We start from the raw sequence: 24012 nt of genomic DNA, 5'->3' as shown, positions 1-24012 counted from the left end.
CAGAGCTGGCGTACAGCACGGGAATCCCGCTCCCGAGGGGCGGGGCCGGGGCGACTTGCCGAATAGGCACCCTGGGGGCTTACCGTGAACACTTCTGAACCTTTCGCTGGCCGTTCCACCGCGAGCAAGGGTGAAGCGCGCCGCGCGCGCACCTGGCGCGCAAGCGCCTCGGTCGCCACTCTTGCAGCGATGATGGTGATGAGCGGCGTGACGCCGGTCCAGGCCTGGGCCCAGGCGTCTCCGGCGCCCAGCCCGACCCCCACACCTACCCCCACCCCGATCGTCACGCCTCCGGTAGGCGCGCAGATCAAGAACCCCGTCACCGGGGCCTTCGAAACGGTGACCGAACAGCTGTCACCCGCGCAAGTGAAGACGGATGCCGACAACGTCATCCTGCTGGCAAGCGAAGTCGGCCAGACGTTCGAAGTTTCCGGCACGACTTACACCGTTACCGAAGTCCAGACGGATACCAACGGCGTCGTGACTTCGGTCAAGCTGTCCAATTCGGTCAACGACAAGATCAGCGAAAACGCGGTCGTCACCTCGATCGCCCCGGCGGCGAATGCGACCGGCGCCGACCCGATTTCGCTGCCGAGCAATCCCGGCGACAGCACCTACCGCAACGTCCAGCGCGGCCGCGGCGGCGGCAACGGACATATCGGCCTGCTGTTCATATCGGCAGGCGACGGCGGTTCGGGTGCCAATGGCCCGGCGATCACCGATAACATTTCGGGCACCATCTCGTCCCAGTCCAGCGGCCTGGCTGCGGTCATCGTTCAGAGCATCGGCGGCAACGGCGGCAACGGCGGCGACGGCTATCTCGGATCGGACGGCGGCACCGGTGGCACGGCTGGCGTGGGCGGCAATGTCAGCCTGGTCAGCACTGCCAATGTGGTGACCACGGGCACCAGCGCTTACGGCATCCTGGTCAGCAGCTCGGCCGGCAAGGGCGGTGCGGGCGGCGACGGGTTCCTTTCCGGCGGCGGCTCGGGTGGCGGTTCGCCGGGCGTGGGCGGCAATGCGAGTGCCACCAACAACGGCACCGTGGCCACCAGCGGCGCGGGCTCCATCGGCATCCTCGCCCAGAGCCTGGGCGGCACCGCCGGTAGCGGCGGCGACAGCTATGGCCTCGTCGCGTCCAGTGGCGGCGGCAGCTTCGGCGGCAAGGGCGGCGACGTCGTCGTCAATCAGAACGGTGTGGTCCAGACCTCTGGCGAGGGCGCGCACGGCGTTCTTGCGCAGTCGGTGGGCGGATCCGGCGGCAGCGGCGGTACCAGCGGCGGCGTCTTCGCCGATTCTAGCTCGGGTGGTGCGGGCGGCCCCGGCGGCAATGCCACGATCACCGCCGGCGCCAATTCCTCCACGAAGACGACCGGCGACTATGCCCACGGCTTCTTCGCGCAGTCGGTCGGTGGCGGTGGCGGCAACGGTGGCACGACCATCGGCGCAGTCGCGCTGGGGAGCGCCGGCAGCCAGGGCAGCGATGCCGGCACGGTCAACATCGCCATTGCCGAAGGCGCTTTCGTATCCACCGCGGGCCTCGGCTCCTACGGTGTCATGGCCCAGTCGATCGGCGGCGGCGGCGGCAGTGCGGGCGTCACCGGTGGTCTCGCGGCGCTGGGCGGTACCGGCGCGGGCGGCGGCAACGGCAGCACCGTCACGGTGTCTTCGGGCGCCACGATGGTGACGACGGGAGAATCCGGCAAGGGCATCTTCGCGCAGTCCATCGGCGGCGGCGGCGGCTCGGCTTCGGGCACCGGAGGCCTGGTGTCTCTGGGTGGGTCCGGCGCGGGCGGCGGCAATGGCGGGCTGGTTCAGATCACGCAGACCTCGGGCGGTTCGATCACCACGTCCGGGGCCTGGGCGGATGCGATTTTCGCGCAGTCGGTCGGCGGTGGCGGCGGTTCGGGCTCTGGTTCGGTCGGTCTCGTGGGGCTGGGCGGCAAGGGGGCGAGCGGCGGCCTTGGCGGCACTGTCATCGTCGACAACCAGGGCGCGTTGAAGACCACGGGCGACTACGCCCGCGGGATCTTCGCGCAATCGGTGGGCGGCGGCGGCGGCGCGGGCGGCAATTCGACCGGGCTTGTCGGCATCGGCGGTAGCGGCGCGGGCACCAGCCCCGGCGGCAATGTCTCGGTGACCAATGGCGGCTCGATCTCGACCGCCGGGGTACGCTCCATCGGTATCCAGGCCCAGTCGGTCGGCGGTGGCGGCGGCGACGGCGGCAGCTCCACCGGCCTGATCTCCATCGGCGGATCGGGCGGCGGCGGCGGCAACGGCGGCGTGGTCACCGTTTCGAACAGCGGCACGATCACCACCAAGGGCGACAAGGCGCTGGGTATCATCGCCCAGTCCATCGGCGGTGGCGGCGGCAACGGCGGCTCGACGACGGGCGTGCTCGCCATCGGCGGTGACGGCGGCAACGGCGGCCAGGGCGGCAAGGTCGTTCTCAACCAGACCGGCCTCGTGTCGACCTCGGGCGACGACGCGACGGCGATCTTCGTGCAGTCCATCGGCGGCGGCGGCGGCAACGGCGGTTCGGCGGTTTCGGCGGGGCTCTTCGTGAGCGCCGCTTTCGGCGGTTCGGGTGGCGGCGGCGGCGCCGGCGGTGACATTTGCGTCAACACCAATTCGGCCTGCACCACGGCGAGCTCGAGCATGGGCTCGGCTTATATCGAGACCTTTGGCGAGCGTTCGACAGGCCTCTTCGCGCAGTCGGTCGGCGGCGGCGGCGGTAACGGCGGCTTCGCGCTTTCGGCCTCCGCGGGCCTTGGCGCGACGGCCTCCATTGCGTTCGGCGGATCGGGCGGTTCGGGCGGTTCGGGCGGTGCGGTGCGTCTCGGCCTTCAGGGCTCCATCGCCACCAAGGGCGACCTTTCCGACGGTATCTTCGCCAGCTCGGTCGGCGGCGGCGGCGGCAATGGCGGCTTCTCGGTCGCCGCGGGCGCCTCGCTCGGCGGATCGCTGACGATGAGCTATGGCGGCGCGGGCGGTGTGGGCGGCACGGGCGGCCTCGTCGATGTCGCCAGTGCCACGCAGATCACCACCGAAGGCGAACAGTCGCGCGGCATCTTCGCGCAGTCGGTCGGCGGCGGCGGCGGCAACGGTGGTTTCGCGGCCAGCGCGGCCCTCGGCGTCGGCGCGATCACGTCGACATTCGGCGGCGTTGGCGGTGCGGGTTCCGACGGTTCGACCGTCAGGGTCGTTTCGGTTGGCAATATCTCCACCAAGGGCACCCAGTCCGACGCGATCTTCGCCGAAAGCATCGGCGGCGGCGGCGGTAACGGCGGCTTCGCGATCGGCCTGGCAGGCGGCGCTGCAGGCGCTGTCAGCCTGACGTTCGGCGGCGGCGGCGGCAATGGCGGGGCGGGCGATGACGTCTATGTCTCCTCGACCGGCGATCTCGCGACCGAGGGTGCCAGCTCCAACGGCGTCTTCGCGCAATCGGTCGGCGGCGGTGGCGGCAACGGCGGCTTCGCGGTGTCCGGCTCGGCCGGCGGCGTCGGCGCGATGTCGGCGGCATTCGGCGGTAGCGGCGCCAATGGCGGCATGGCCGGCAAGGTGACGGTGGACAGCACCGGCACGATCACCACGATCGGCGCTCTCTCCAATGGTATCCTCGCCCAGTCGATTGGCGGCGGCGGCGGTAATGGCGGCTTCTCGGCCGCAGTTTCGGGCGGCGGGATCGGCGCCGCGGGCGTTTCCATGGGCGGCGCGGGCGCTAATGGCGGCAACGGTGACGAAGTTTCGGTCACTTCGGACGGCGGCATCTGGACGCAGGGGGCGGCTTCGGCGGGCATCCTCGCACAATCGGTCGGCGGCGGCGGCGGTAACGGCGGCCTGGCGATTTCGGCCAGCGGCGGCTGGGCAGGCGGCGCCTCGCTGGCGTTCGGCGGCGGCGCGGGCAATGGCGGCACCGGCGGCAAGGTCACTCTTGTCAGCACCGGTAACATCCTGACCGAGGGCGACAGCGCGCAAGGCCTGTTCGCACAGTCGGTCGGCGGCGGCGGCGGCAACGGCGGCGGCGCCATCGCGGCTTCGGGCGGCCAGGGCGGCGGTATTTCCGCTTCGTTCGGCGGCGAGGGCGGCGACGGTGGCTCCTCGGGCGATGTCGGCATCCGCAGCATTGGCGACATTCAGACTCTCGGCGACAATGCCGATGCGATCTTCGCCCAGTCGCTGGGCGGCGGCGGCGGCAACGGCGGTTTCGCGATCTCGGCGGCGGGCGGCCAGTTCGGCGCGGTCAGCCTTTCCATGGGTGGTACCGGCGGTGTCGGCGGTTCGGCGGGCGATGTTTCGGTCGATTCCGATGGCGACATGACGACGTCGGGCGACTTCTCGGCCGGCGTGCGCGCGCAGTCCATCGGCGGCGGCGGCGGTAACGGCGGCTTCGCGATCTCTGCATCGGGCGCCCAGTTCGGCGCCGTTTCCCTCTCCTTCGGCGGCGACGGCGGCACGGGCGGCGCGGCGGCCGATGTCACGCTCGTTTCGACCGGGGACATCTGGACCGAAGGCAACTATTCGCAGGGCCTGTTCGCGCAGTCGGTCGGCGGCGGCGGCGGTAACGGCGGCTTCTCCGTCAGCGCCGCGGGCGCACAGTATGGCGCAGCAGCGATTGGGTTTGGCGGCACCGGGGGCACCGGCGGCGCGGCAGGCGACGCTGATCTCACCAACACCGGCGACATCGTCACCAAGGGCGACTTCAGCGCCGGCGCGCAAGTCCAGTCCATCGGCGGCGGCGGCGGCAACGGCGGCTGGAGCGTCAGCGCGGCGGGCGGCCAGTACGGCGCGGTCGCCATCGGCTTCGGCGGCAAGGGCGGCGCGGGCGGCACGGCGGGCGACGTAACGCTGACGTCCACTGGGCAGATCGGCACGCTGGGCGACCAATCAAGCGGCCTCGTCGCGCAATCCATCGGCGGGGGTGGCGGCAATGGCGGCTTCTCGGCCGCCGTCGCGGGCGCGCAGTACGGCGCGGCGGCGCTCTCGTTCGGCGGCACTGGCGGCACCGGCAACGATGCGGGCACGGTGACCCTGGCGAACACCGGCGACATCTATACCGAGGGCACGTTGTCCAACGGCATCTTCGCGCAGTCGGTCGGCGGCGGCGGCGGCAACGGCGGCTTCTCGGTCGCTGTCGCAGGCGCGCAATACGCATCGGCGGCGCTGGCGCTCGGCGGCTCGGGCGGCTCGGGCGGCGCGGGCAAGGCGGTCTCCGTCGTCTCCGAAGGCAATATCACCACGCTGGGCGACCAGGCGGACGGCATTCTGGCCCAGTCGATCGGCGGCGGCGGCGGTAACGGCGGTTTCGCCATTTCCGGCACGCTGACGACCAGCAGCGACGGCATTTCGGCTTCGGTCGCCATTGGCGGCAAGGGCGGTTCGGGCGGCGAGGCGGGCGACGTTTCGCTGGTCAGCACCGGCGATATCTCGACCAGCGGCGCCAGCGCGGTGGGCCTGTTTGCCCAGTCGGTCGGCGGCGGTGGCGGCAACGGCGGCTTCGCGGGCGCGCTCTCGCTCTCCGTGGGTAATGCCGTGGCCGTCGGCATCGGCGGCTCGGGCGGTACCGGCAACACGGCGGGCAACGTCTCGCTGAACTCGACCGGCAATGTCGCCACTTCGGGCAACCTTGCGGCGGGCATTCAGGCCCAGTCGATCGGCGGTGGCGGCGGTAACGGCGGCTTCAGCCTGACCGCCTCGGCCACGGTCGAAGGCCAGTCGATCGGCAACAGCAGCGGCGGCACGGGTGGCAGCGGCGGCCTTGCCGGGCATGTCGACGTGACCAGCCTCGGCACCGTGCAGACCACCGGCGAATTGGCCAACGGCATTTTCGCGCAGTCTGTCGGCGGCGGCGGCGGCAATGGCGGTTTCTCCGTCAGCGCCAGCCTGTCTGCCAAGGGCGATTCCGATACCCAAAGCGTCGGCGGCAATGGCGGCACCGGCAACGATGCCGGCATGGTCAGCGTCTCCGCCACGGCGGGCGCCAATGCAGGCATCGCGGACTACTCCGTCGTCACATCGGGAACGGGTTCCAACGGCATTCTGGCGCAGTCCATCGGCGGCGGCGGCGGTTCCGGCGGCTTCTCGGTCGGCGGCGCGTTCTCGGGCGAGGGCGATGCGGCCTCGAACCAGGTCGGCGGCAGCGGCGGCGCGGGCGGCAACGCTTCGACTGTCGATGTCGTCAATGTCGGCAAGATCCAGACCACCGGCAATATCGCCAACGGCGTGTTCGCGCAGTCGGTGGGCGGCGGCGGTGGCAACGGCGGCTTCTCGGTAGGCGCGGGCGTCTCGATCAAGGGCGACGCATCGTCGAGCGTCGGCGGCGGCGAAGGCGGCGCGGCGGGCAATTCCGACGACGTCAGCGTCGACACGACGGGAACGATCTACACCGAAGGCGCGGCCTCCAATGGTGTGCTGGCGCAGTCGGTGGGCGGCGGCGGCGGCACCGGCGGCTTCTCGGTCAGCGCCGGCTTCAGCGCGGAAGGCGATTCCACCAGCGACAGCGTTGGCGGCGGCGGCGGATCGGGCGGCAACGCCGGCAACGTCGCGGTCGTGGCGCGTGAAGGCATTACCACCAAGGGCGATGGTTCCAACGGCGTCTTCGCCCAGTCGGTCGGCGGCGGCGGCGGCTCGGGCGGCTTTGCCGTGGGTCTCGACGTCTCGATCAAGGGTGACGCGGAATCGAACGTCGGCGGCGGCGCCGGTTCGCTCGGCGGCACGGCGGGCGACGTTTCGGTCACCACCGAAGGCACGATCTGGACCGAAGGCGCATCGGCGGCGGGCATCTTCGCGCAGTCGGTCGGCGGCGGCGGCGGCAACGGCGGCTTCTCGGTCGGCGCGGGCTTCTCGAGCGAGGGCGGCTCCTCGTCCACCAGCGTCGGCGGTGCCGGTGCGGGCGGCGCGATCGCGGGCAACGTCTCGGTCCATGCGGACAGCGATATCCAGACCAAGGGCACCGGCGCGAACGGTATCCTCGCGCAGTCGATCGGTGGCGGTGGCGGTAACGGCGGCTTTGCCGTGGGCCTTGGCGTCTCGATCAAGGGCGACGCGGAATCCTCGGTCGGCGGCGGCGGCGCGGGCACCGGCTCGGACGCTGGCGATGTGACTGTGACCGGAACCGGCACGATCGTCACACTGGGCGACCAGGCCAACGGCGTCTTCGCGCAGTCGGTCGGCGGTGGCGGCGGCAGTGGCGGCTTCTCGGTCGGTGCGGGCCTCAGCCTCGACGGTACGGCGACCAGCGACAGCGTGGGCGGCTCTGGCGGCGGCGGCGGCAATGCCGGCACCGTCACTGTGGACCGCACGGGCGACATCGGCACCAGCGGCGCCAATGCAAACGGCATCCTGGCCCAATCTGTGGGCGGCGGCGGCGGTAACGGCGGTTTCGCCGTGGGCCTTGGCGCATCCATGAAGGGCGATGCGGAATCGAGCGTCGGCGGCGGCGAAGGCGGCACCGCTGGCGACGGTGCGGACGTGTTCGTTTCCGACGTGGGGACGATCGTCACCAGCGGCACCAATTCCAACGGCATCTTCGCGCAGTCCGTGGGCGGCGGTGGCGGTTCGGGCGGCTTCTCGGTCGGCGCGGGCTTCAGCCTCGAAGGCGGGGCGACCAGCACCAGCGTCGGCGGTTCGGCGGGCGCGGGCGGCAGCGCAGGCACGGTTTCCGTCACCCATGACGGCGATATCCAGACTGCGGGTGCATCGGCCAACGGCGTGTTCGCGCAATCGGTCGGCGGCGGCGGCGGTGTCGGCGGCTTTGCCGTGGGCCTGGGCGCCTCGATGGATTCGGATGCCAAGTCCAGCGTCGGCGGCGGCGCGGGCGGCGCGGCCGGTTCGGCTTCGGACGTCACGGTCGAGCAGATCGGCACGGTGATCACGGCGGGCGCGGCGGCCAACGGCGTGCTGGCGCAGTCGATCGGCGGCGGCGGCGGTGTCGGCGGCTTCTCGGTCTCGGCGGCGCTCTCCTCCTCGGGCGGTGCGGCCTCGGATTCGACCGGCGGCGCCGGTGGCTCCTCGGGCAATGCCGGAACGGTGAGCGTTTCGGTCCAGGGCGATATCCAGACCGACGGCGCCCAGGCGCGCGGCGTGGTGGCGCAGTCGATCGGCGGCGGCGGCGGTTCGGGCGGCTTTGCCGTCGGCGCCGGTGCCTCGATCGAGGGCGACGCGGAATCCGCGACCGGCGGCGGCGCAGGCGGCTCCTCGGGTAATTCGGCCGACGTCAGCGTGGCGGTGGACGGCAATGTCGTCACCAAGGGCGCGGCATCGGTGGCGCTACTGGCGCAGTCGATCGGCGGCGGCGGCGGTGCCGGCGGCTTCGCGGTCGGCGCGGCGCTTTCCTCCAGCGGCGGCGCGACGGCGGAATCGACCGGCGGCGACGGCGGCTCGGCAGGCGATGCGGGCGACGTTTCCGTCACCCACACCGGCGGCATCGAGACCTTCGGCGCGCAATCGGGCGCGATCCTGGCGCAGTCGATCGGCGGCGGCGGCGGTTCGGGCGGCTTCTCGGTCGGCGGCGCGCTGAGCGTCGAGGGCGAGGCGAACTCGACCATCGGCGGCGGCGCGGGCGGATCGGCCGGCAACGCCGGCACCGTGGACGTGGCCAATACCGGCGACATCTTCACTCACGGCGCCAATTCCACCGGCGTGGTCGCGCAGTCGATCGGCGGCGGCGGCGGTAACGGCGGCTTCTCGGTTTCGGCGGGCCTTGCGCTTTCGGGTGCGGATGCGGTGTCCAGCTCGACCGGCGGTGCGGGCGGTTCGTCCGGCTCGGCCGACGATGTTACTGTCACCTCCATCGGCAACATCAAGGTCGATGGCGATCACAGCCGCGGTATCGTCGCGCAGTCGATCGGCGGCGGTGGCGGCACCGGCGGTTTCTCGGTCTCCGGCGCGATTGCCACCAAGGGCGCGGGCGCGTCCGACAGTGTCGGCGGCGCCGGCGGTGCGGGCAATGCGGCGGGCAACGTCACGGTGGTTTCGGCCGGACAGATCCTGACCTCGGGCGACGCCACCAATGCGGTGCTGGCCCAGTCGATCGGCGGCGGCGGCGGCGCGGGCGGCTTCTCGGGCAGCCTTGCGGCGGCGCTGGGCGGCGGCTCGGCGGTCAGCTCGGTCGGCGGCGCGGGCGGCATCGGCTCCGACGCGGGCAATCTCGACCTGACGTTGAGTGGCGCGCTCGGCACGCTGGGCAATGGCTCGGCGGCAGTCGTCGCCCAGTCGATCGGCGGCGGCGGCGGCGTGGGCGGCTTCTCGCTCGGCCTTGCGGCGGCTTCGGACGGTGAGGGCGCGAGCGCGGTCACCGGCGGTTCGGGCGGCGACGGCGGCGTGGGCGGCAATGTTCTCGTCTCCACCAGCGCGCTGATCCAGACCCACGGCGCGCTGTCCGACGGCGTGCTGGCGCAGTCGATCGGCGGCGGCGGCGGTTCGGGCGGCTTTGCCGTGGCGGGCACGCTGGCGCTGGGCGAAAAGGCGGCATCGAGCGCCACCGGCGGCGCGGGCGGCTCCGGCCAGAACGCCGGCACGGTCACCGTGCAGAACACCGGCGATATCTATACTTTCGGCGCGGCATCGAATGGCGTGGTTGCGCAGTCGATCGGCGGCGGCGGCGGCACCGGCGGCTTCTCCGGCTCGCTGACGATCTCCTCCACCTCGGAAGCGGTCGCCAACAGCCTGGGCGGCTCGGGCGGCGTCGGCGGCGATGCCGGTGCGGTCAAGGTCGTGACCACGGGCAATATCCAGGTCCTGGGCGACCGCTCCACGGCCATCGTGGCGCAGTCGATTGGCGGCGGCGGCGGCTCGGCGGGCTTCTCGCTGGGCGCTGCAGCCTCGAAGGCGGCTTCTGCCAGCGACGCGGTGGGCGGCAGCGGCGGCGCGGGCGGTTCCGGCGGCACGGTGGAAGTCGCCAACGGTTCGACCGGCACGGTCGTGACCACCGGCAACTTCGGCTATGCGATCCTTGCCCAGTCGATCGGCGGCGGCGGCGGTTCGGGCGGTTTCGCCACGGGCGGCGCGCTCTCGCTGTCCGAGGGCGCGACGTCCTCGGTCGGCGGCGGCGCAGGCGGTGCGGCGGGTGACGGCGGCAATGTCGGCGTCAACAACTACAGCCTGATCCAGACCAGCGGCGACGGCGCCGTGGCGGTCTTTGCGCAGTCGATCGGCGGCGGCGGCGGCTCGGGCGGCTTCGCGGTCGGCGCGGGCCTCGCGGGTGGCAGCGACAGCACGCTGTCCAACGCCATCGGCGGCGGCGCGGGCAGCGGCGGTTCGGCGGGCACGGTCTCGCTCTACAACGACGGCACGATCCTGACGCAGGGCGCCAACGCGACGGCGGTGCTGATGCAGTCGATCGGCGGCGGCGGCGGCAACGGTGCCTTCGCGGTCAGCGGTGCACTGGCCAAGGGCGGCGCGGCGAACAGCTCCATCGGCGGCGACGGCGGCACGGCGGGTTCGGCGGGCGATGTCACGCTGGTCAACACGGCGAATGCCACGATCGTAACCGAAGGCGCGATGTCGATTGCGGTGCAGGCCCAGTCGATCGGCGGCGGCGGCGGTTCGGGCGGCTTCTCGGTCGGCGCGGGCCTTGCCCTCGAAGGCGATGCCAGCTCGGAAGTCGGCGCAGGTTCGGGCGGCGCGGGCGGTTCGGCCGGCGTGGTTTCGATCGACAACGCGGGCGATATCGGCACACGCGGCGACGGTTCGCTGGCAGTGCTGGCACAGTCGATCGGCGGTGGCGGCGGTTCGGGCGGCTTTGCCGTCTCGGGCGGCCTCAGCGTCAAGGGCGGCGCGGCCAGCAATGCCATCGGCGGCCAAGGCGCGGGCGGCGGTGACGGCGGCCTCGTTTCGGTCACCAGCAGCGGCACGATCCAGACCCTGGGCGCCAATGCGACCGCGGTGCTGGCCCAGTCGGTCGGCGGCGGCGGCGGTACGGGCGGGTTCTCCGCCGGTGCGGCAGCGGCCAGCGCGGACGCGGCTTCCAACCTCGTCGGCGGCAGCGGCGGCGCGGCAGGCGCGGGCGGCGACGTCACGATTGCCAATAACGGCGGTACGATCACGACTGACGGCGACTTGTCCTACGCTGTCTACGCGCAGTCGGTCGGCGGCGGCGGCGGTTCGGGCGGCTTTGCGGCCGGCGCGGGCCTCAGCCTCGAAGGCGATGCCGAGTCCAGCGTGGGCGGCGGCAGCGGTGGTGGCGGCGGTGCTGGCGGTCTCGTCAGCCTCGACAACACCGGCACGATCGCGACCAAGGGCGCGGGCTCGGTGGCGGTCTTCGCCCAGTCCGTGGGCGGCGGCGGCGGCGCGGGCGGCTTCGCGGTGGGCGCAGGCCTGACCGCAGAGGGCGGCTCGGCATCCGACAGCGTTGGCGGTTCGGGCGGCGCGGGCGGTGCCGGCGGTGTGGTTTCGATCACGACCGACGGCCTGGTCCAGACCGAGGGCGCCAATGCGACCGCGATCTTCGCGCAGTCGGTCGGCGGCGGCGGCGGCAAGGGCGGCTTTGCCGTGGGCGCCTCGGCGTCCAAGGCGGACAGCGCCTCGACCGTGGTCGGCGGCAGCGGCGGCGCGGGCGGCGACGGCGGCGAAGTGACTGTGGCCAATGGCGCGGACGGCGAAGTCGTCACGCTGGGCACGCTCTCCTACGCCGTGTTCGCACAGTCTGTCGGCGGCGGCGGCGGTCAAGGTGGCTTCTCGGCCGGTGGCGCGCTTTCGCTTGAGGGCGACGCGAATTCGTCGGTCGGCGCGGGCGACGGAGCCGGTGGGGGCATCGGCGGCGTGGTTGCGCTGAGCAATGGCGGCAAGATCGGCACGGCCGGAGACGGGTCCATCGCGGTCTTCGCCCAGTCCGTGGGCGGCGGCGGCGGCGCCGGTGGCTTTGCGGCGGGCGGCGGCCTGACGATCGAAGGCGGCGCGGCCTCCAACGCGGTCGGCGGTGCTGGCGGTGACGGCGGTGCGGGCGGCGTGGTTGCGCTGGTCAACACCGGATCGATCCGTACTGAAGGCGCCAATGCCACGGCGGTCTATGCCCAATCGGTGGGCGGCGGCGGTGGTGCCGGCGGCTTCTCGGTCGGCGCCAGTGCGTCGAAGGCGGACAGCGCCTCGAATACGGTGGGCGGCTCGGGCGGTGCTGGCGGCGACGGCGGCGAAGTCTCCATCGACAATGGCGCGAACGGCGCGATCACTACCCTGGGTGACTTCTCCTACGCGGTCTTCGCACAGTCGGTCGGCGGCGGCGGCGGTTCGGGCGCCTTTGCGGCCGGTGGTGCGCTGAGCCTCGAAGGCGATGTCGACTCCAGTGTCGGCGGCGGCGCGGGCAGCGGCGGCGGTATCGGTGGCAATGTCACGCTTTCCAGCCTCGGCGCGATCCAGACGGCGGGCGAGGGCGCGATTGCGGTCTTCGCGCAGTCGATCGGCGGCGGTGGCGGTGCGGGCGGCTTCGCGGCCGGTGGCGGTCTCTCGGCCGAAGGCGGCGCGACCTCGAACACGGTCGGCGGCTCGGGCGGCGCAGGCGGCAGCGGCGGCACGATCGCGCTGGACAACGGCGGTTCGATCCTGACGCTCGGCAGCAATGCGACCGCGCTCTTTGCGCAGTCGGTGGGCGGCGGCGGCGGTGTCGCTGGCTTCTCGACCGGCGGCGCAGCGTCCAAGGCCGGTGCGGTTTCGCAGGCGGTTGGTGGCGACGGCGGCACAGCGGGTGACGGCGGTGACATCACCGTCAGCAACGCGGCCGGCGGCAAGATCGAGACCGACGGCGCTATCTCCTACGGCGTCTTTGCGCAGTCGGTTGGCGGCGGCGGCGGCGCGGGTGGCTTTGCGGCCGGTGGCGCACTGGCGCTGGGCGACGACGTGGAGAACGGCGTCGGCGGCGGTATCGGCGGCGCGGGCGGCCTTGGCGGCACGATCGCGGTCGACAATGCCGGTCAGATCGTCACGCTGGGCGACGCTTCGATCGCGGTCTTCGCGCAGTCGATCGGCGGCGGCGGCGGTGCCGGTGCCTTCGCGGCGGGCGGCGGCCTCTCGGCCGAAGGCGCTTCGGCCAGTTCGTCGGTCGGCGGAGCCGGCGGCGAGGGTGGCGCAGGCGGCACGATCACGGTGTCCAACAGCGGCCTCGTAGCGACGGCGGGCGACCAGGCGGTGGCGATCCTCGCCCAGTCGGTCGGCGGCGGCGGCGGTGTCGGCGGCTTCGCCGTCGGCGGCGCGGCTTCGCAGCTCGATGCCGTGTCCGACACGATCGGCGGCAGCGGCGGGGCTGGCGGTATCGGCGGTGACATCACCGTGGACACCAGCGGCGCGGTCTACACCGGAGGCGCCTTCGCTTACGGCATCCAGGCACAGTCGATCGGCGGCGGCGGCGGTAACGGCGGCTTTGCGGCCGGCGCGACCGTGGCGCTTACCGGCGATGCGCAGTCCACCATCGGCGGCGGTGCCGGCGGCGGCGGCGGCCTGGGCGGAACGATCACGCTGACAAACAGCGGAACGATCGAAACGCTGGGCGCCAGCGCGGTTGCGGTCTTCGCCCAGTCCGTGGGCGGTGGCGGCGGTGCCGGTGGCTTCGCCGGCGGCCTCACTGGCTCGGGCGACGGCGCTTTCGGCTCGACCATCGGCGGCGCCGGTGGCGATGCCAGCCAGGGCGGCGACATTGCCGTCAGCAACAGCGGCCAGATCCATGCAGCCGGTGCCAATGCGGCGGGCGTCTTCGCGCAGTCGATCGGCGGCGGCGGCGGCCTTGGCGGCTTCTCGCTCGCGGCGAGCGGCGCGGTCTCCAGCCTGTCCAACACGCTTGGCGGCTCGGGCGGCGCGGGTGGTGACGGCGGCGCGATCAGCGTCTCCAACGCCGCTGGCGCGACCATCGTGGTCGATGGCGACTTGTCCTACGGCGTCTTCGCACAGTCGATCGGCGGCGGCGGCGGTTCCGGCGGCTTCGCGGTCGACGGCACGATTGCCACCGGCGGCGCGGTCAATTCGGCCCTCGGCGCAGGCTCCGGCGGCGGTGGCGGCAATGGCGGCGCGATCACGCTGACCAATGGCGGCAACGTGCTGGCGCAAGGCGCGGGCTCGGTCGCGGTCTTCGGCCAGTCGGTCGGCGGCGGTGGCGGTTCGGGCGGCTTCGCGGGCGGACTTTCCGTCGGCGCAGGCGGCGCGATCAGCCAGAGCGTGGGCGGCGCAGGTGCCGGCGGCGGTAACGGCGGCGATATCGCAGTCATCAACAGCGGCACGATCCAGACGCTGGAAGCCAACTCGATCGGTGTCTTCGCGCAGTCGATCGGCGGTGGCGGCGGCCTTGGCGGCATGTCCATCTCCGGCTCGCTCAGCACCGGCAGCTCCACTACGACCAGCCTCGGCGGTTCGGGCGGCGCGGGTGGTGACGGCGGCACGATCACGGTCAGCAACAGCGGCGTGATCGATGCCAAGGGCGACTTGTCCTACGGCGTCTTCGCGCAGTCGATCGGCGGCGGCGGCGGCACGGCGGGCATGGTGGTCTCCGGCACGCTCAGCACCGGGCTTGGCGGCATGACTTCCGCGCTCGGCGGCAGCGGCGGCGCGGGCGGCAATGGCGGCGACATCACCATCACCAACACCGGCACGATCCTGGTGGAAGGCGCGGCTTCGGTCGGCATTCTTGCCCAGTCCATCGGCGGCGGCGGCGGTGCGGGCGGCTTCACCGGCTCGCTGGCCGTCACCGGCGGTTCGCTGAACACGCAAGTGGGCGGTACCGGCGGCGCGGGCGGCGATGGCGGCGACGTTACCGTCACTTCCACCGGCAGCATCGTTACCCTCAAGGACGATTCCATCGCGGTGCTCGCCCAGTCCATCGCGGGCGGCGGCGGCCAGTCGGCCTATGCCATCGCGGCGCAGGCCGGCGCGTTCGACGGCGTGAACCTGACGCTGGGCGCGCAGGGCGAAGGGATCAGCGGCAAGCAGGGCAAGGTCGTCGTCAACCTCTCGGGCGGCATGCTCCAGACGGCGGGCGCGCTTTCCTACGGCCTGCTGGCCCAGGCCATCGGCGCGGGCGGCGGTAACGTCGCACTCTCCGTGCCCGATCCGCTGGAAGTCGGCTCGAACGGCCTGACCCTGCAACTCGGCAGCACCGGCGGCGTCGCGGGTGACGGGAACGTGATCGACGTGACCAACGCCAACGAGGTCCAGACCAAGGGCGCAGGCGCCATCGGCTTCGCGGCGCAGTCGATCGGCGGCGGCGGCGGCACCGAAGGTGTTACCGGCGACGTGGTGCTGGGCAGCGGCGATGCCGTCTGGTCCACCGTGGTCGGCGGCAGCGGAGACTCGGCGGGTTCGGGGGCGGCCATCACCATCGCCAACAGCGCGACGATCGTTACCGAAGGCGATGGGGCCATTGGCCTTCTCGCACAGTCGGTCGGCGGTGGCGGCGGCGTCGGCACGATGGCGCTTGGCCTTGCTGATGGCTCACTGGCGGGGGCTTCGCTCACCGTCGGCGGTGCGCAGACCACGGCGGGCAACGGCGGCGACGTGACGTTCACCACCTCCACCGGCGCCATCGGCACTTCGGGCAACCTCGCCTCGGCACTGGTGGTCCAGTCGATCGGTGGCGGCGGCGGCGTTGCCACCTTGTCTTCGATGGAAGGCGGCGCGCTGGGCGACATCACCCTGGCAGCCGGCTCTACCGGCGGTGCAGGCGGTGATGGGGGCAACATCACGCTCGACCAGAAGGCGGATGTCGTCACCAGCGGCACCGGCGCCAATGCGGTGCTCGTGCAGTCCATCGGCGGCGGCGGCGGTCTGGCGACCCTCGACAACACCGGCGGCACCGGCACAGTCACGAACGTCGATCTCGGCGGCGCGGCCAGCGGTTCGGGCGGCACTATCGACTTCGCGCTCGATGGCCGTGTCCAGACCACCGGTGCGGGTGCGGCGGGTGTCGTCGTGCAGTCGATCGGCGGGGGCGGCGGTTACGCCAGCGCCGTGGGCGCCAATGCCCAGGGCACGTTGACGCTCGGCACCTCGAACGGCGCGACCGGCAATGGCGGCGACGTCTCCGTGGCGATCAACCAGACGATCACCACCACCGGCGCAGGATCGACGGCACTGCTGGTGCAGTCGATCGGCGGTGGCGGCGGCGCGGCCTCGGTGGTCGGCGCGGACGGCACCGTCCAGACGCTCGACGTGGTCAATGCCGGCGCGGTGAGCACGCTGCGCATGGCCCGCCTCATGACCCTGGCGGCTTCGACCGGCTCGGTCGATGCAGGCGCGGTGGACGTCACGGTGGGCGCGGCGATCCGCACCAGCGGTGCCAATGCAAACGGCGTGGTGGTCCAGTCGGTCGGCGGCGGCGGTGCGGCCACGGGCTCGGGAACGGGCGTGCTGGCAGGCTCCGGCGCGGGCAATGCGGTGAACCTCACCGTCAATGCCGACGTCGTGACTTCGGGCGCCAGTTCGAGCGCGCTGGTCGCGCAGAGCACAGGCGGCCTTGGCGGCGGCGCGATCGTATTGGACATCGGCAAGGTCAATGTCGTCGGCGGTCTGGGCGGTCATGCCGTCTCGCTGCTCGGCGGCGCGGCCAACACCGTGACCAATGCCGGTACGCTCCAGACCATGGACGGACAGGAAGGCCTGGTGATCTACGCGGAAGGCGGCGACAACACGATCGTCAACTCCGGCACGATCGTCGGTTCGATCGATCTCGGCGCGGGTGTAGGCAGCTTCACCAACGTCAATGGCGGCATCTTCCTGGCCGGTTCGCTGGTCAACGTCGGTGCGGGTTCGTTCGTGAACTCGGGCATCCTCAATCCGGGCGGCGGCGGCGTCGTGTCGCAGCTTGCGGTGAGCGGCGGCCTGACCCTGACGGCGCAGAGCGAGTACAACCTCGATCTCGACCTGAAGACCAACACGGCGGACAAGGTCGTCGTCTCCGGCGCGGCATCGCTTAACGGGCGGGTTACGACCAATCTCCTCAACCTGGGCTATGCCCGGGCCGGGGCGAACGACGTGGTCATTCTGGAAGCGGCTGGCGGCATCACCGGCCAGGACCTGGTCAAGCTGGCTGCGCCGACATCGGCGGTCGCGACTTTCGGGCTCGACTATTCTTCGGCGAACCAGCAGGTCATCCACTATGTGATCGAGTATGCGCCCAGCGGTCTGACCCAGCGTCAGGCCATGATCGGCAACCTGCTCGACCGCATCCAGGAAACTCCGACCGACGCTTTCGCACCGACGGCTGCCGCGATCATCTCGATCCCGACGGTGGGTGCACTGGGCACGGTCTACGACAGCCTGACCGGCGAAGGCGTGGTGGCGGCGCAGAGCGCGGCGCTTTCCGCGATCGGCAACAGCCACGATGTGATCGACGGCCAGATCGTCAGCCGCGTGGGCACCTTTGCCTCGGCATGGCGCAAGGAGCCGCTGGGCAACCTCTGGATGGCCGTGCAGGGCGGCCGCCAGCGTCTGGACGGCACTGACGGGGCACACGACGTGCGCACCAGCGGTTATGTCGTGCAGGGCGGCTGGGACTATCGCCCGGACGCGCGCAGCGTGGTCGGCGCCACCTTTGGCTTCGATCCGCAGAGCTTCTCGGTTCCGGACGTGAGCACCTCGGGCAAGGCGAAGGTCTATACCTTCGGCGCCTATGCGGGCTTCCATCCGGGTGCCTGGACGCTCAGCGCCGACCTGCTCTACAGCGCGGCCAATACCACGACGGTGCGCGACATGTGGCTCTATGCCGATGGCAACGTGCAGGCGCATGGCGATTTCACCATGCATGCCTGGTCCGGCCGGGCCCAGGTGGCGCGCCAGTTCGGCAGCGGCAACCTGGTGTTCCAGCCCTTCGCAGCCGTGGAAGTCACTCGCCTGTCGCTGCCGGGCTATGTCGAGAACCAGGTTGAAGGTCAGGAAGATGCGGCGCTCGGCCTCGCCTTCTTCGGCAAGGACTGGACGCGGACCCGCACGTTCGCGGGCGGCAATGTCGCGGGCCGTATCGAACTGCCGCAGGGCAAGGCCCTCGTCACGACGCTGCGCGCAGCCTGGGTGCACGACTTCGACCCCGATCGCTCGGTCACGGCGGCCTTCGCCGGGGCGCCGGACTACCGCTTCGTCACTACCGGTGCGCAAGCGGTGGGCGACAGCGGCCGGATCGACCTGCGTTCGACCCTGCAGATGCGCAAGGTCGACCTCCAGTTCAGCGTCGGGGCCAATCTCGGCAAGGGCTACAACGATGTCACCGCCATGGCGGGCGTCCGGTTCCACATGTGATCCCGATGCCCCTCGCTTCCATCCTTTCCAGCTTTCTTTCGATCTTGGGCGGGTCCGTTCTGACCCGCCCCACAGAACTGCGCTAACAGGAGAATTGCCTTGAAGACCAAGCTCATGGCCGGCGCCTCGGCGCTGACACTCGTAATGATCGCCCCCGGCGTGTCCCTCGCGGCTCCCTACGGCGAGTGCGGCGTGCCGAACACCTCGGCCAACCCGAACGTCGCTTCGTGTATTTCAGATTCGACCCAGTTCCAGGACGGCATCAAATACGACCAGTCGACTTACGGTACCCCGGCCAATCTCAAGGTCGATCTCTACGGAACCGTAGTCGTCAACGCGACCACCGGTACGACGGGGGTCAACGTCAACGGCTCCACCGACCATGACGCGCTGATCGGCGCGCGCAACGGCGCGAAGATCACCGCGACGCAGGTTGGTCTTCAAACGCAGGCCACCGGCACCGGCAGTGCCGGCATCGAAAACCACGGCACGGTGGCGGCAGGCATCGTCGGCGCCCAGGCACTCGCTTTCGGCACCGGCACGGCATCGATTGTCAACGCCAGCGACGGCAAGATCACCGTCACGCAGTCCTCGGCCAGTATCGGTGCCGCCGGTCTCGCCGTTACCGGGCAAACCGGCAGCGCGGTCAACCAGGGTACCGTCAGGGTGGACGCGATAGGCGCGGTCGGCTCGATTGCTTACGGTATCGGCGGCATGGGGCTTGGCGGCGGTACGATCACGCTGACCAATGCCAACAGCGTCACCGTCACGAACACGGACGGCGATGCACTGGGCATCGGCACACCCGCTAGCGCAGGGAACCTCGTCCTCGCCAACAACGGCAGCCTCGCCGTGACGTCCGGGTCAGGCAAGGCAACCGGTCTTGGCGCGGTAGGCAATGGGACGGCCGGCACGACGGTGGTGACCAATACCGGCGCGCTTTCCGTCACGTCGCAGAACGGTTTGGCTGTCGGCATGTCGGCGGCGGATCGCAGCGATGTCGCCCTGGCGGCCACGCGCACCAGCGCCGCGAGCGCTGTCACGGTCTCCGGCGTCGATGCCACGGGCTTCCAGGTCACCGGCGCGACCGGCGCGGTCAGCGTTGTCGGCACCGGCCAGACCGTGCAGGTCACCGGATCCAACTCTGCCACCGGAGTCTCGGTCGCGGGCGGCTCGACCCAGAGCGTCGCTTTCACCCCCGCCACCGTGGGCGGCACGGCCTATGCGGGCGACGTGAACGTCAAGGCGGGAGGCCAGGCCCTGGGCGTAGCCCTGAGCGGCGCGACGGATGCCGTTTCGGTCGACTTCACCGGCGCGCGCCTCTCGGCTACCAGCACGGGTGCCGGCGCGACCGGGATTGACGTGGCCGGCGGCAGCTCGGTCGACATCTCGGTGATTCCCGGCAACGGCAGCGGAGCGACGTTCGCGGTCTCCGCAGCGGGCGGCGAGGCCATCGGCATTGCCACTTCGGGCGCGACTGCTGCGCAGAACGTGCAGATCGGCGACACCTTCCGCGTCACCAATACGGCAGGATCGGCCACCGGCATCACGCTGGCTGACGGCACCGACCAGACCGTCACGCTGGATCATGGCGCGACCGTCACGGGTTCGGCAGGCGCGACCGGCATCGGTCTCGAAGGCGGCAGCGGCCTGCTGGCCGTGACCAGCAACGGTGCGCTCATCATCGATGGCGGCACCGGCGACGCCTTCGGCGTGACCGTCAGCGATGGTACGAGCCAGAGCGTGACGCTCACCGGCGCCCTTCAGGTTACCGGTGCGGGTGCGGCCACGGGCGCCAGGCTGTACGGCGGGACCGACCAGACCGTTTCGCTCGCTTCGGGCGCGACGGTGACCGGCGGAACCGATGCAACCGGCATCCGCCTCGGCGGCGGTAGCGGCGCGCTGGTCGTGACCAGCAATGGCGCTCTGACTGTCGCTGGCGGCACGGGCGAAACAGACGGCATCCGCGTCAGTGACGGTGCCAGCCTGGCGCTTTCGATGGACGGCGCACTGACCGTTTCGGGCGCGGGTGCGACGCGGGGCATCGATATTCAGGATGTCCTCGGGACCATCTCGATCGACGCCGCCGACACTGTTCAGGTCACGAGCACCGATGATACTGCTGTCGGTCTGCAGGCGCGGGGCGACGGTGACGTCAGCGTCGAACTTGCAAAGGGGCTGAACGTCCAGGGCAAGCTCGGCGCCGGCGGCGCTTTCGTGGCGGGCAGCGGCGCGCTGTCGCTGGTCTCGGCGCAGGACTTCGTGGTGACTTCCGAAAGCGGCCTGGCCATCGGCGGATATATGCTGGGCGGCACTGCGCAAGTGGCGCGTTTCGATGGCGATGTCACACTGTCCGGGGCGACTGCAGGCGTCGGCGCGCTCCAGGTCAATGCCAGCGGCCCGGTATCGCTGTCCGTTGGGGGTGATTTCACCGGGACCAACCTTCAGCAGGGCCTCTTCCAGTTCGCGGGCACGACCCAGTCCATCGATCTGGCCGGCAACTTCTCGCTGACCTCGGCCACCGGCGATGTCCTGGGCGTCGTCCAGTCCGGCGCCGGCGATAGCGCAAGCCTCACCGTGGCGGGTGCCTTCGATGTGACCGCGGCCGCGGGTTCCGCCAGCGGCATCGTTCTCGACGGCGCCAGTGCCTCGGTCTCGCTGGCCCAGGGCATGACCGTTTCGGCCGCGGGCAGCAATGCCACGGGTCTTTCGGCCAACCTCACGGGTGACGCGCAGATTGTGCTGGGCGGCGCGCTGAGCGTAACCAACGACGCGGCTTCGACCGGCGGCAGCGCCACCGGCCTGGCGCTGTTCGGCAGCGGCGCGCAATCCGTCGCGTCGAGCGGTCCGGTCACGGTTTCGGCCGATGGCTCGGCCACCGGCTTCGACCTTGCGGGCAGCACCGGCGCAATCGACCTGGTTGCAACCGGTCTCGTCACGGTTGCGAGCGCCAGTGGCGATGCCCTCGGTCTCTCGATCGACGGCGGCGCCGACCAGAACGCGGTGTTGAGCGGCGGCCTGACCGTCTCCGGCGCGGGCACCGCCACGGGCGTGGTACTCGCCAATGGCACCGGCATCGCCAGCCTCGACCTGCCGGCGGCCCTCTCTGTCTCCAGCGGCGCAGCCGATGCCACCGGCATTTCCGCCGCCAACGGCGCGGGCCTGGCGATCGACACGCTCGGCGACGTAACCGTCTCGGCGGCCACCGCTGCCACCGGCGTACAGTCCGCGGGCTTCACCGGCGCGCAGGATGTGGCGCTCGGCAATGTCGCCGCCATCGCGGGCAGTGGCAGCGTCCTCGGCGTCGGCCTCTCGGGTAACGGCGCGATCACCCTGGCGGATGCCGGTTCGATCGTCGCTTCGGGCACGGGCGGCTTCGGCGTCTCGGTCGAAGGTACCGGCACCGACGGCGCGATCTCGGTTTCGCTGGCCGATGTCCAGACTTCGGGCGACGGCGTAACCGGCGTGAACCTGGCCCAGACCGGCGCGGGTTCCAGCGGCGACATCGCTGCCAGCCTCGCTTCGGTAGTCACGACCGGCGCCGATGCGGCGGGCGTCACCGTGCAGGCTGGGCAGTCGGGCAATGTCTCGCTGACCCTGGGCAAGAGCGCCGCTCCGGCCCAGGCCCGCGTCGCCCTTGCTGCTACCGTGACGAACGGCGTCTCCACGCAGGGTGCCAATGCCAATGGCGTCACGCTCACCGTCGTCGATGGCACGGGCACGCTGACCAACTTCGGCACCGTCTCGACCACCGGCGCCAATGCCGCAGGTATCGCGGCAACAGCCACCGGCACCGGATCGATCGTCCTCGACAGCGCGGCCGTGACGACCACGGGCGCGGGTTCGGATGGCATTTCGGTCCAGACCGGCACGGGGGCCCAAACCCTGACGGTGCAGAGCGTCATCGCCAGCGGTAACGGTTCGCGCGGTATCGCCGCGACGACCGGTAGCGGCGTAATTGGTCTGGCGGCCAGGACGGTGACGGCTTCCGGGAATGCCATCGAACTGACCTCCTCCAGCGGCGACATCTCGGCGGCTCTGGCGGGCGGCAAGATCGACTCTGCAACCGGCGCAGGCCTTGCCATCGTTACCGGCGGCAGCGCCAAGGTAACGCTGGCCAGTGGCGGCACGCTTCATGGTGCGACTTTCGGCCTATCCTCGGACGCCGATGGCGGCCAGGATGTCCTGCTCGCGGGCACGGTGGGGGCTGGCAGCAACCACGCCGTTGCCCTTTCGGGCGGCGTGGCCACGCTGACCAACTCGGGCACGATCAACGGCTACATGACCTTCGAAACCGTCTCCACCACGCTGACCAACAGCGGCACCTGGAATGCCTTTGGCGGGGACACCGCGTTTGCCGGCAACGCCACGCTGGTCAACGGCGGCACGATCAACATCAATCCGGCGGCCGCCGCGGCTGCCACGATGAAGATCACCGGTCTCACCACCTTGCGCAATTCGGGCACGATCAGCCTCGTCAACGGTCATACCGGTGACGTGCTCGATCTGGGCAACGCGGCCTTCGTGGGCAGCGGCAATTCGCGTGTCGTGCTGGAAGCCAACCTCGGCGCCAGTGCAGTGGGCGCCAATGCGGCTCAGTCGGCGGATCAGCTCAATGTCGGCGCGGTTTCGGGCACCACGACGATTGCCATCAAGGACCTGAGCGGCGCCACCGGCGCGCAGTTCAATTTCGAGGGCATTCGCCTGGTGAACGCGGCTTCGGTCGCCACCGGGGCCTTCGTCCTCGAAGGCGGCGCGGTCAACAAGGGCTTCGTCGACTACCAGCTTCTGACCGATGCGGACGGCAACCTCGATCTCGTCGGCGTGCCCAGCACGCAGGCCTTCGAACTCGTCCGTACCGGCGCCGAAGTGCGCCACTACTGGCGTCGTTCGGGTGATGCCTGGTCGGACCAGATGCGCGCCACAGCGCCGCATGACGGCATGGCGCTCTGGGGCCAGATCCTGGGCGGCAGCGAGACCAACCGCTCGCGTCCGGTCTATTCGGAAACGGTGCTGGGCACGGCCACGAGCTTCGCGCCCAATCTCGACGTGCGCGACAGTTGGTGGGGTGGTCAGTTCGGCCTCGACTGGGGCCGTGGTGGCGATTGGTCCGTCGGCGTGACCGGCGGCTACGTCTCGCAGGAAGGCAAGGTCAAGTCGACTGGCGACCGCATCAAGCTCGACGGCGGCAACCTTGGCCTCTACGCCCGCTACCGCAGTGCTGACGGGCTCTTCGCCCACGCCCTGGCCAAGCTCGACCGTTATTCGCTCAAGTACGACCTCGGCAACGGCGCCAGTGCACCCAATTCGAACGGCACCAGCTACGGCGTCGAAATCGAGGCCGGATATCACATCCGCACCGGCAGCGTGTTCTTCGAGCCTTCCGCCAGCGCTTCGTGGTCTGACGCAGACCTCGACGGCTTTGCCGCAGCGGGCGGCGTCGGCGCGAAGTTCGACCATGTCCAGAGCTTCTACGGCCGCGCGGGCATGCGTGCAGGCGTGGAAACCCACTCGGGCGACTGGGCGCTCCAGCCCTATCTGGGCGTGAACTGGGAAGGCGAGATGAATGGCCGACCGGGCGCCACGCTGTCTTCGGGCGGTCAGGATCTCTATTTCCGCGATGCTTCGGAAGGCGGCCGTGCACGTTGGGAGGCCGGCATTCAGGGCGCCTCGCAGGGGCTTTCCGCCTTTGCCAAGGTGGAAGGTGTGACCGGTTCCGGCACCAGCGGCATCGCCGGCCGCGCGGGTGTTTCGATCCGCTGGTAAGCAAGGAAACGCGAAGCGCCGTCTCCTGATAGAGGGCGA

The 24012-nt window shown here is 71.1% G+C and carries 2 protein-coding genes; both read left to right on the top strand.

Annotation, left to right across the window (positions count from 1 at the left end; all coding sequences use genetic code 11):
* The first annotated feature begins 84 nt into the window (after window positions 1–84).
* On the top strand, window positions 85–18207 hold the full coding sequence (locus EDF58_RS15100) for an autotransporter outer membrane beta-barrel domain-containing protein (protein WP_132267033.1): 18123 nt from the start codon (window positions 85–87) through the stop codon (window positions 18205–18207).
* 99 nt (window positions 18208–18306) lie between these two features.
* A complete protein-coding gene (locus tag EDF58_RS15095; protein ID WP_132267031.1) occupies window positions 18307–23973 on the top strand; it encodes an autotransporter outer membrane beta-barrel domain-containing protein in 5667 nt (1888 codons plus the stop codon).
* Window positions 23974–24012 lie beyond the last annotated feature (39 nt).

The sequence above is a fragment of the Novosphingobium sp. PhB57 genome (assembly GCF_004342985.1).
In the GTDB taxonomy this organism is placed as follows: domain Bacteria; phylum Pseudomonadota; class Alphaproteobacteria; order Sphingomonadales; family Sphingomonadaceae; genus Novosphingobium.
The sequence above is the reverse complement of the archived record's forward strand: the minus strand, read 5'-3'. Positions and strand labels throughout refer to the sequence as shown.